Annotated in this window: 8 protein-coding genes; all 8 read left to right on the top strand. The window is 63.3% G+C overall.

Annotation, left to right across the window (positions count from 1 at the left end):
* A partial coding sequence (mraW, locus tag ABI660_RS21535; protein ID WP_348071985.1) for a 16S rRNA (cytosine(1402)-N(4))-methyltransferase occupies positions 1 to 347 on the top strand: 347 nt, incomplete at its 5' end.
* Positions 344 to 637, top strand: a complete 294-nt coding sequence (gene ftsL / locus ABI660_RS21530; protein WP_348071983.1) for a cell division protein FtsL — start codon at positions 344 to 346, stop codon at positions 635 to 637. The genes mraW and ftsL, both read left to right, overlap by 4 nt.
* On the top strand, positions 630 to 2363 hold the full coding sequence (locus ABI660_RS21525) for a penicillin-binding protein 2 (RefSeq protein ID WP_348071981.1): 1734 nt from the start codon (positions 630 to 632) through the stop codon (positions 2361 to 2363). Before ftsL ends, ABI660_RS21525 begins: the two co-directional genes overlap by 8 nt.
* Positions 2363 to 3859: a UDP-N-acetylmuramoyl-L-alanyl-D-glutamate--2,6-diaminopimelate ligase gene (locus tag ABI660_RS21520; protein WP_348071979.1), complete on the top strand. Its 1497-nt coding sequence runs from the start codon at positions 2363 to 2365 to the stop codon at positions 3857 to 3859. The genes ABI660_RS21525 and ABI660_RS21520 overlap by 1 nt, the downstream gene beginning before the upstream one ends.
* On the top strand, positions 3856 to 5250 hold the full coding sequence (gene murF / locus ABI660_RS21515; RefSeq protein ID WP_348071977.1) for a UDP-N-acetylmuramoyl-tripeptide--D-alanyl-D-alanine ligase: 1395 nt from the start codon (positions 3856 to 3858) through the stop codon (positions 5248 to 5250). The genes ABI660_RS21520 and murF overlap by 4 nt, the downstream gene beginning before the upstream one ends.
* Positions 5240 to 6418, top strand: coding sequence for a phospho-N-acetylmuramoyl-pentapeptide-transferase (gene mraY, locus ABI660_RS21510; protein ID WP_348071975.1), 1179 nt, complete (start codon positions 5240 to 5242; stop codon positions 6416 to 6418). The genes murF and mraY overlap by 11 nt, the downstream gene beginning before the upstream one ends.
* The gene (gene murD / locus ABI660_RS21505) at positions 6415 to 8469 is read left to right on the top strand and encodes a UDP-N-acetylmuramoyl-L-alanine--D-glutamate ligase (protein WP_348071973.1); all 2055 of its coding nucleotides are present in this window, start codon (positions 6415 to 6417) and stop codon (positions 8467 to 8469) included. Before mraY ends, murD begins: the two co-directional genes overlap by 4 nt.
* A partial coding sequence (locus ABI660_RS21500) for an FtsW/RodA/SpoVE family cell cycle protein (protein ID WP_348071971.1) occupies positions 8466 to 9370 on the top strand: 905 nt, incomplete at its 3' end. The genes murD and ABI660_RS21500, both read left to right, overlap by 4 nt.

The following is a 9370-nucleotide window of genomic DNA, read 5'->3' as shown; positions in this document are numbered from 1 at the left end:
CTTTTCGGATTTTCATCAACGCCGAGCTTGAAGAGCTGCAACAGGCGCTAGAGGCTTCACTGAAAGTATTGCAACCAGGAGGACGTTTGGTGGTGATCAGTTTCCATTCGCTGGAAGATCGCATCGTCAAGCAGTTCATCGCCGAACATTCGCGCGAGGTGTTCGACCGCCGCGCGCCTTTTGCAGCGCCCAAAGCCATGCGGCTCAAGGCGCTGGAGCGTGTGAAGCCCGGTGCAGAAGAGGTCGCGGCCAACCCCCGTGCACGCAGCGCCGTCATGCGGGTAGCCGAGCGAACCGAGGTGCCGGCTCAGACCCCGGCGCAGCGTTATCCAGGTGCATGGACATGACACGCTTGAATCTCGTGCTCCTTCTGGCCGTGCTGTTCAGTGCGCTCTACCTGGTGCACACCCAGTATGAATCGCGGCGTCTTTACGTCGAACTCGAAAAATCGGCGGCATTGAGCCGCCAGCTCGAGTCTGACAAGGAGCGCTTGCAGGTCGAAAAACGAGCGCAGGCGACGCCGCTGCGTGTTGAGCAACTCTCCAAAGACAAGCTGCAAATGCGTTCGGCGACGCCGGCCATTACCCAATACGTCACCTATAAAAATCCGGCTGCGGCAGGTGGCTCTCATGAGTAGAAGCGTGCGCTACACCTCCAGCCCCCTGCTGGCCAGCAAGACCCCCGTCTGGCGTAGCAAGCTTATCGTGGCCGGCATTGCGCTGACCTTCGCCGGGCTGGCCGGTCGCGCCGCGTTTGTGCAGGTAGTCGGCAATGATTTTTTCCAGCGTCAGGGAGAGGTGCGGTTTGCCCGTACCCTGGAGCTGCCGGCCAATCGTGGACGCATTCTGGATCGCAATGGCCTGATCCTGGCATCCAGCGTGCCGGCGCCCAGCATCTGGGCGATCCCGGAAGACGTGGACGCCAGCAAGGCCCAGCTCGCCGAACTTGCGAAGTTGCTGGACATGCCGCTGGCCGAGTTGAACAAGAAGCTGGCCGACGAAGACAAGACCTTTGTCTGGATCAAGCGTCAGGTGGATGCGCCAGTCGGTGAAAAAATCCATGCACTTGGCATCAAGGGCATTTACCAGCGCAAGGAGTACAAAAGGCAATACCCGGAAGGCGAGGCCGTTGCGCACGTGGTGGGCTTTACCAATGTTGAAGACCGGGGCCAGGAAGGCATGGAGCTGGCATTCAACCAGGATCTTGCCGGGCACGCCGGTTCGCGCCGGGTGATCAAGGATCGCCTGGGCCGTGTGGTGGAAGACGTGCGCGAACAGGTGCCTCCGGTGGACGGCAAGGATCTGCAGCTGTCCATCGATAGCAAGATCCAGTTCTTCGCCTACCAGAAGTTGCGTGATGCGGTGCTGGCCCACAAGGCCAAGGCCGGTAGTGTGGTCGTGCTGGACAGCGTGACCGGCGAGGTGCTGGCGCTAGCCAACTACCCCAGCTTTTCGCCAGGCAGGCGGCAGAGCCTGAGCGGCGCGCAGCTGCGAAACCGCGCCTTGACGGATACCTTTGAACCCGGCTCGACCATGAAGCCCTTTATTGCAGCGCTGGCCCTGCAAAAAGGCATGGTTACTCCCGAAACGACCATCCAGACCGCGCCGGGCCGCATGGCCATAGGCGGCTCCAGCATCTCGGATGCGCACCCACAGGGCCTGCTCACCGTGAACCAGATCATCCAGAAGTCGAGCAACGTCGGCACGGTGAAGATGGCCATGCAGATGCAGCCTCGCGAGATGTGGGAGATGTACACCCAGGTCGGGTTTGGCCAGAAGCCGCAAGTGCCTTTCCCAGGCGCGGTCAGCGGACGGTTGCGCGCTTACAAGACATGGCGGCCGATTGAGCAGGCCACCATGAGTTACGGCTATGGCCTGTCTACCTCGCTGTTCCAGCTGGCGCATGCCTATACCGTGTTTGCGCGGGACGGTGACCTGGTCCCGGTCAGCATGGTCAAGAGCGGCGAACCTGCCGCTGGTGTGCGTGTAATCAGTGAAAAAAATGCCATTGCTGTGCGTCACATGCTGCACCTGGTTACCGGGCCGGGCGGTACTGCACCCAAGGCGCAGACCATGGGGTATTCAGTGGGTGGAAAAACCGGTACGGCGCACAAGCAGGAAGGCAAGGGTTACGCGGACAAGAAATACCGCGGCTTTTTTGTCGGCATTGCGCCAACAGAAAAACCGCGCATTGTCGTGGCGGTGATGATTGACGAGCCCAGCAATGGAAAATATTTTGGCGGTGATGTCGCGGCGCCGGTTTTCAGCGAGACGGTGCAGCAGACGCTGCGCATGATGGGCCTGCCGCCCGACATGGCCGTCAGGCCACAGATCGTCACCAACCCGGTGGAGGAGTCGTTCTGATGGAGCGCCTGTACACCCCCGAGCAGGCCGCGCGCTGGCTGCAGCAGCGCGTGAGCGGCACGCTGTGGAGCGACAGCCGCAAGGTCACCGCCGGCGATGGTTTTATTGCCTGGCCGGGTGCTGCCACCGACGCGCGCAAATACGTGGCCGGGGTTTTGGCCGCGGGCGCGCAGGCCTGCCTGGTGGAGCAGGCAGGCGTGGATGCCTATGGGTTTTCCGACAAGCGGGTGGCTGCCTACAGTGGCCTGAAAATGGCGACGGCGCCCATTGCCGCTGCGTATTTTGAGCACCCCAGCCAGAAGCTGGACGTGCTGGCCGTGACCGGCACGAACGGCAAGACATCGACTGCCTGGTGGCTGGCGCAAGCACTGGGCAAGCTGGGCCGGCGCTGCGGCGTGGTCGGCACGTTGGGCATGGGTCAGCCTGGGGCCATGATTTTCAATGGCCTCACGACGCCTGATCCGGTGCTGTTGCAGCAACAGCTCAAGCGCTGGGCCGATGAGAATTTTGTCGCTTGCGCGCTTGAGGCATCTTCAATTGGCATTGCCGAGCACCGGCTGGACGCCACCGACATACGCGTCGCCATTTTTACCAATTTCACGCAGGACCACCTCGACTACCACCACACCATGCAGGCCTATTGGGAAACCAAGGCCCGGCTGTTTGGCTGGTTAGGACTGAAGGCTGCCGTGATCAACGCCGACGACACACATGGAGCAGCTCTGGCCATCTCGCTGCGTGATTCGGATCTCGATGTCTGGACGGTCTCCCGCCTGGGCCCTGCGCGCCTGCAGGCACAGGCCATTGACCATGGCGTGGATGCAATGGATTTTGATGTGGTGGAGGGCGATGAACGCCACCGGCTCTCGACGGCACTGGTCGGGCAATACAACGTTTCCAACTTGCTCGGGGTGATAGCGGCATTGCGCGCGCTTGGCCTGCCCCTGAAGAACGTGGTTGAGGCCTGCGCCCACCTGTCGCCGGTGCCCGGGCGCATGGAAACGATTGCCTTGACCGGTCGGCCGCTGGTGGTGGTGGACTATGCCCACACGCCGGATGCGCTCGAGAAGGTGCTGGGCGCGCTGAAACCGGTGGCCGGTGGGCGTGCCGGAAAACTCTGGTGCATTTTTGGCTGCGGCGGCGAGCGCGACGCCAGCAAGCGCCCGCTGATGGCGCGCGTGGCCGAACAACATGCAGATCGGGTGGTGGTGACCAGTGACAACCCGCGCGGCGAAGATCCTCAGGCCATCATTGGCCAGATTCTGACGGGCTTCAAGCAAGGTGACGCGGTGCAGGTGCAGGTTGACCGCGCGCTGGCTATCGCACTCGCCGTGAGCCAGGCTCAAGCCGGCGACGTGATTCTGATCGCGGGAAAAGGCCATGAAACCTACCAGGAAACCGCTGGCGTCAGGCAGCCATTTTCCGACAAGTCCCACGCCGAAGCGGCCCTGAACCGGGGTGCGAGCCGCCAGCTTGCAGAGGGAGACCACGCATGATGAGCCTGCAGCAAGCCCTGCAATGGCTGCCTTCGGCGCAGCTGCTCGGGGATGGCGGGCTGCGTTTCCAGCGCGTGCATACCGACACGCGCAGCCTGCAACCCGGGGACCTGTTTGTTGCGCTCAAGGGCGAGCGTTTTGATGCCCACGACTTTCTGGCTCAGGCCAGAAGCCAGGGTGCGGTGGCGGCGTTGGCCGAGCGTGGCTTGACGGACGAAATCCCCGGGCTGCTGGTGGTTGACTCGAAGCAGGCCTTGGGCCAGCTCGCTACGGGCTGGCGCTCGCAGTTCACCTTGCCGATGATTGCCGTGACCGGCAGCAACGGCAAGACCACGGTCACGCAGATGATTGCATCCATCCTGCGCGCATGGAAGCAGGACGGCGCCTTTGCGACCGAGGGAAACTTCAACAACGACATCGGCGTGCCGCTGACCCTGCTGCGTTTGCGCGCCAGCCACCGGGCCGGTGTGGTCGAACTGGGCATGAACCATCCCGGCGAGATTGCCAGTCTGGCGGCCATGGCCCAGCCCACTGTGGCCCTCGTCAACAATGCGCAGCGCGAACATCTGGAGTTCATGGCCACCGTGGAAGCGGTGGCCCGGGAAAATGGCGCTGTTATTGCCGCGTTGCCCGCGTCCGGCGTGGCGGTGTTTCCTGCGGATGAGGCCTACACCCCGGTCTGGAAGGAACTTGCCGGCGCTCGTGCCGTGTTGACCTTTGCCGAATCGGCGGTGGCCGACGTGACAGCGTCGGCGCGGTGGATGGGGGGTGCGTGGCAAGTCAGAGCGCAGACGCCGCAGGGTTCGCTGGGCTTTTTGCTGCAGATCGCAGGCCGGCACAACGTCAAGAATGCGTTGGCAGCCACGGCATGCGCGCTGGGCGCGGGTGCGCCATTGACAGCCATCGCGGACGGCCTGTCTGCTTTTGTTCCGGTCAAGGGCCGCTCGCGGGCACTGGCCCTGCGTGTCGGCAGGCGTGCACTCACGCTGATCGACGACAGCTACAACGCCAACCCCGACTCGGTACGTGCTGCCATTGATGTGCTTGCTGAACTGCCCGGCCCGCGGCTTCTAGTGTTGGGCGACATGGGCGAGGTGGGAGACCAGGGGCCGGCCTTCCATGCAGAAGTTGGTGTGCACGCGCGTGAGTGCGGCATCGAACAGCTGTTTACCCTGGGCGCGCAGTCCATCCATGCTTCGCAGACCTTTGGCACCGGCCAGCATTTTGGGGACGATCTTGCTTCGCTTCAGGCAGCGGTCGTCCATGCCTTGCCGGTGACAGCCAGCGTGCTCGTCAAGGGATCACGCTTCATGAAGATGGAGCGTGTGGTCCAGGCCATCAGCGGGCTCGCTGAACAACAAGAAAAAGAGGAGAAAACAGATGCTGCTTAGCCTGGCCCAATGGCTGCAAACCCTGACACCTGAATTCGGCTACTTCCGGGTATTCCAGTATCTGACTTTTCGCGCCGTGATGGCCGCCCTGACGGCGTTGTTGATCGGCCTGCTTGCCGGGCCCTTTGTGATTCGCCGCCTGATCAGTCTCAAGATCGGCCAGCCTATCCGCGAATATGCCATGCAGACCCATCTGAGCAAAAGCGGAACCCCGACCATGGGCGGGGTACTGATTCTGCTTTCCATCGGCATTTCTACATTGCTGTGGTTTGACCTGAGCAATCGCTTCGTCTGGATTGTGCTGATCGTCACGCTGGGGTTTGGCGCCATCGGCTGGGCCGATGACTGGCGCAAGGTTGTGTACAAAGACCCGGAAGGCATGCGCTCGCGGGAGAAATATTTCTGGCAATCCGTGATCGGATTGCTCGCAGCGCTTTACCTGGTGTTCAGCATTTCCGAGAGCTCCAACATGCGCGTACTGGAGCTGTTTTTCAGCTGGGTGCAGTCGGGCTTCGACGTGAACCTGCCGCCCAAGGCCGGCCTGCAGCTGCCTTTCTTCAAGGAAATCAGCTATCCGCTGGGCGTGTTCGGTTTTGTACTGCTGACCTACCTGGTGATCGTCGGCTCGAGCAATGCAGTGAACCTGACCGATGGCCTGGACGGGCTCGCCATCATGCCGGTGGTGATGGTGGGTTCGGCGCTGGGCGTCTTTGCCTATGTGACGGGCAGTTCGGTTTATTCGAAGTACCTGTTCTTTCCGCATATCCCGGGCTCCGGCGAGTTGCTGATTTTCTGCTCGGCCATGGCCGGTGCCGGTCTGGCCTTTTTGTGGTTCAACACCCATCCGGCGCAGGTCTTCATGGGCGACGTCGGTGCGCTGGCGCTGGGCGCAGCCCTGGGCACGATCGCGGTCATCGTGCGCCAGGAAATCGTGTTGGCGATCATGGGCGGCATTTTTGTGGTCGAAGCACTGTCGGTGATGCTGCAGGTGATGTATTTCAAGTACAGCCGCCTGCGTTTTGGCGAAGGGCGGCGCCTGTTCAGGATGGCGCCCCTGCACCATCATTTTGAGAAAAGCGGCTGGAAGGAAACGCAGGTGGTCGTGCGCTTTTGGATCATCACCATGCTGCTCTGTCTGGTTGGCCTGTCGACCTTGAAACTACGATGAACGAAAACGAACCCCTCAACCCCGGCGATACGCCCGAACAGCCTCCAGCGGAGGTCAGGCCGGAGCATGCGCCGGCGGTTGACCCTGTGCTGGATCTGGCGGGAGATGTGCCGCCAGCAGAGCCGTTGGCGCAAGCCCCGGTGGAAGAAGTGGCCCAGGTGCGCCCTGAGGGAGCTGGCAAGGGAGGGGCAGAGCCTCTGCCCGAGACCCTGACGGCCGCGCGCGACGCAGCCGCCTTTGTGGCGCAATTGTTTGCCGAGGTGAGTGCGCCTGAACAGGGGGCACCAGTCGAGCCTGCGGCTGAAGCGTCGCCATCAGCCGACGAAACCGCCCGGGATGACGCTGAAGACGGCACACCTGCAGTCGCCGATCCTTCTGATGAGCTGATGGTATCCCCGTTGCACGGCCAGCATGTGCTCATTCTGGGGCTGGGTGCTTCGGGGCTGGCCATGGCGCGCTGGTGTGTGCGTCAGGGCGCGCGCGTGACAGTGGCCGATACCCGCGAGACCCCTCCCCAGCTGGCACAGCTGCAGGCGGAGTTGCCGCAAGTGGCTTTCCGTGCCGGCGCCTTCGAGGCCGGCCTGATAGCGGGCAGTGACGTCCGCGCCATCTTCAAGAGCCCGGGCCTGTCGCCTGAGGCGGTCGCTCCGGTCTGGCAGGCGGCTCAGTCCATCGGCTTGTGGGCTGGCGGGGAACTCGACCTGTTCGTCCGCGCCATGCAGGAGCTGCAGGCCCAACGCGGCTACGCTCCCAAGGTACTGGCGATCACCGGGACGAACGGCAAGACGACAACGACGGCGCTCGCCGGCCGCCTGGTGGCGCACGCCGGCAAAACCGTGGCAGTGGCGGGCAACATCGGCCCGGGCCTGCTGGATACGCTGGCCGCCCACCTCAATGCAGGTACGCTGCCCGAGGTCTGGGTGCTGGAACTCTCCAGCTTCCAGCTCGACGGCGTGCAGGGCTTCGAGCCCACCGCGGCCACTGTGCTGAACCTGACGCAAGATCACCTGGACTGGCATGGCAGCATGGAAGCATATGGGGCTGCCAAGGCGCGCATCTTTGGCGGCAAGGGTTTGCTGGTGCTCAATCGCGATGATCCGGCGGTGATGGCCATGCTGCCGAGCACCGCCGGGCCGCTCCAAGGTGCGAGAGCCCCCTTCGGGGGCAGCGCAGCACACGCATTGGCAAGCGTGGGAGAGCAAAAAATTCCAGCGGTGCGCGCGAAGCTGCAAAAGCCGCAGTGGCGCGAATACGTGAGTTTCGGGCTCGGGATGCCCCAGCGCCCGGGGGACTTCGGCATCGAAACCATCAACGGCATGGCCTGGCTGGTGCATGCCGCCGAGGCAGACGAGACCATCAAGAAAAAGCGCCCCCACGCTTCGCTGCCCCCCGGGGGGGCCGTTCACGCCTTGGGGCGGCCCGGCGGCGTTCAATACAAGGACGAAGAGATGGAGCTGCATGTGCAGCGCCTGATGCCGGTGGATGCGCTGCGCATCCGCGGGCGCCACAACGCCACCAATGCGCTGGCTGCGCTGGCGTTGGCCGGCGCCGCAGGCGGCAGCATGGCGTCCATGCTGCATGGCCTGCGCGAATACACCGGGGAGCCGCATCGGGTGGCCTCCGTCGCGGTGGTCAACAACGTCGAGTATTTCGACGACAGCAAGGGCACCAATGTGGGCGCCACCGTGGCGGCCCTGACCGGCCTGGGTGCCGAGCGCAAGCTGGTGCTGATTGCCGGGGGCGATGGCAAGGGGCAAGACTTTTCACCGCTGGCCGGGCCGGTGCGCCAGCATGCGCGCGCAGTCGTCCTGATCGGGCGCGATGCGCCCTTGATACGCGCAGCGCTCGAAGGCACCGGCGTGGCCGTGCTCGATGCTGACTCCATGCCGGCCGCCGTCGAGCTGGCGAGGCGGCAAGCGCAAACCGGTGACGCCGTGTTGATGTCCCCCGCCTGTGCGAGTTTTGACATGTTCGACAACTATCCGCACCGTGCACGGGTGTTTTGCGAGGCAGTCCAGGCGCTCGCGCAGGATGCGGGGGTGGTCTCATGAGCACGGTCGCCCGTCTCTCTGGCTGGTTCTCCAGCCTGGGCGGGAGCACGCCCGAGGGCCTGCCGGTGCGACTGAGCGGCCAGCGCCGATCGCGTTCCGCGTCGGCGCCGGTGCGCATGTCGGGCGTGGACCAGGCACTGATCTGGGTCACGGTGGCCTTGCTGGTCTGGGGCCTGGTGATGGTGTACTCCGCCTCCATCGCCATGCCGGACAACCCGAAGTTCGCGCGCTATGCGCACACCCACTTTCTGCTGCGCCATGCCATGTGGTTGGGGGTGGCCTTTGCCGTAGCCCTGCTGACCTTCCAAGTGCCGGTTTCGACATGGGAAAAAGTGGCGCCCTGGCTGTTTGTGGTCTCGCTGGTGTTGCTGATACTGGTGTTGATTCCCTTCATCGGTAAAGGCGTCAACGGCGCGCGCCGCTGGATTTCGCTGGGCTTCATGACCTTCCAGCCATCGGAGCTCGCGAAGTTTGCAGTGTTGCTGTACGCCGCTGACTACATGGTGCGCAAGATGGAAGTCAAGGAGCGCTTCTTCCGTGCCGTCCTGCCCATGGCCGTGGCCATCGGCATCGTGGGCCTGCTGCTGCTGGCCGAGCCCGACATGGGCGCCTTCATGGTCATTTCGGTGATCGCGATGGGTATTCTTTTCCTGGGCGGCGTGAATGCCCGCATGTTTTTTGTCATCGCCACCGTGGTAGTGATCGCCTTTGCGCTGATGGTCATGCTCAGCGACTGGCGCCGCGAGCGCATCTTTGCCTACCTGGACCCATGGAGTGACAAGTACTCGATGGGCAAGGGCTACCAGCTGTCGCATTCGCTGATCGCCTTTGGGCGTGGAGAGATTTTCGGCGTGGGCCTGGGCGGCAGCATCGAAAAACTGCACTGGTTGCCCGAAGCGCA

The sequence above is a fragment of the Polaromonas sp. genome, from assembly GCF_039930745.1.
Classification (GTDB): Bacteria; Pseudomonadota; Gammaproteobacteria; order Burkholderiales; family Burkholderiaceae_C; genus Polaromonas.
Note: the sequence above shows the minus strand (reverse complement) of the source record. Positions and strands in the feature narration are given on the sequence as shown.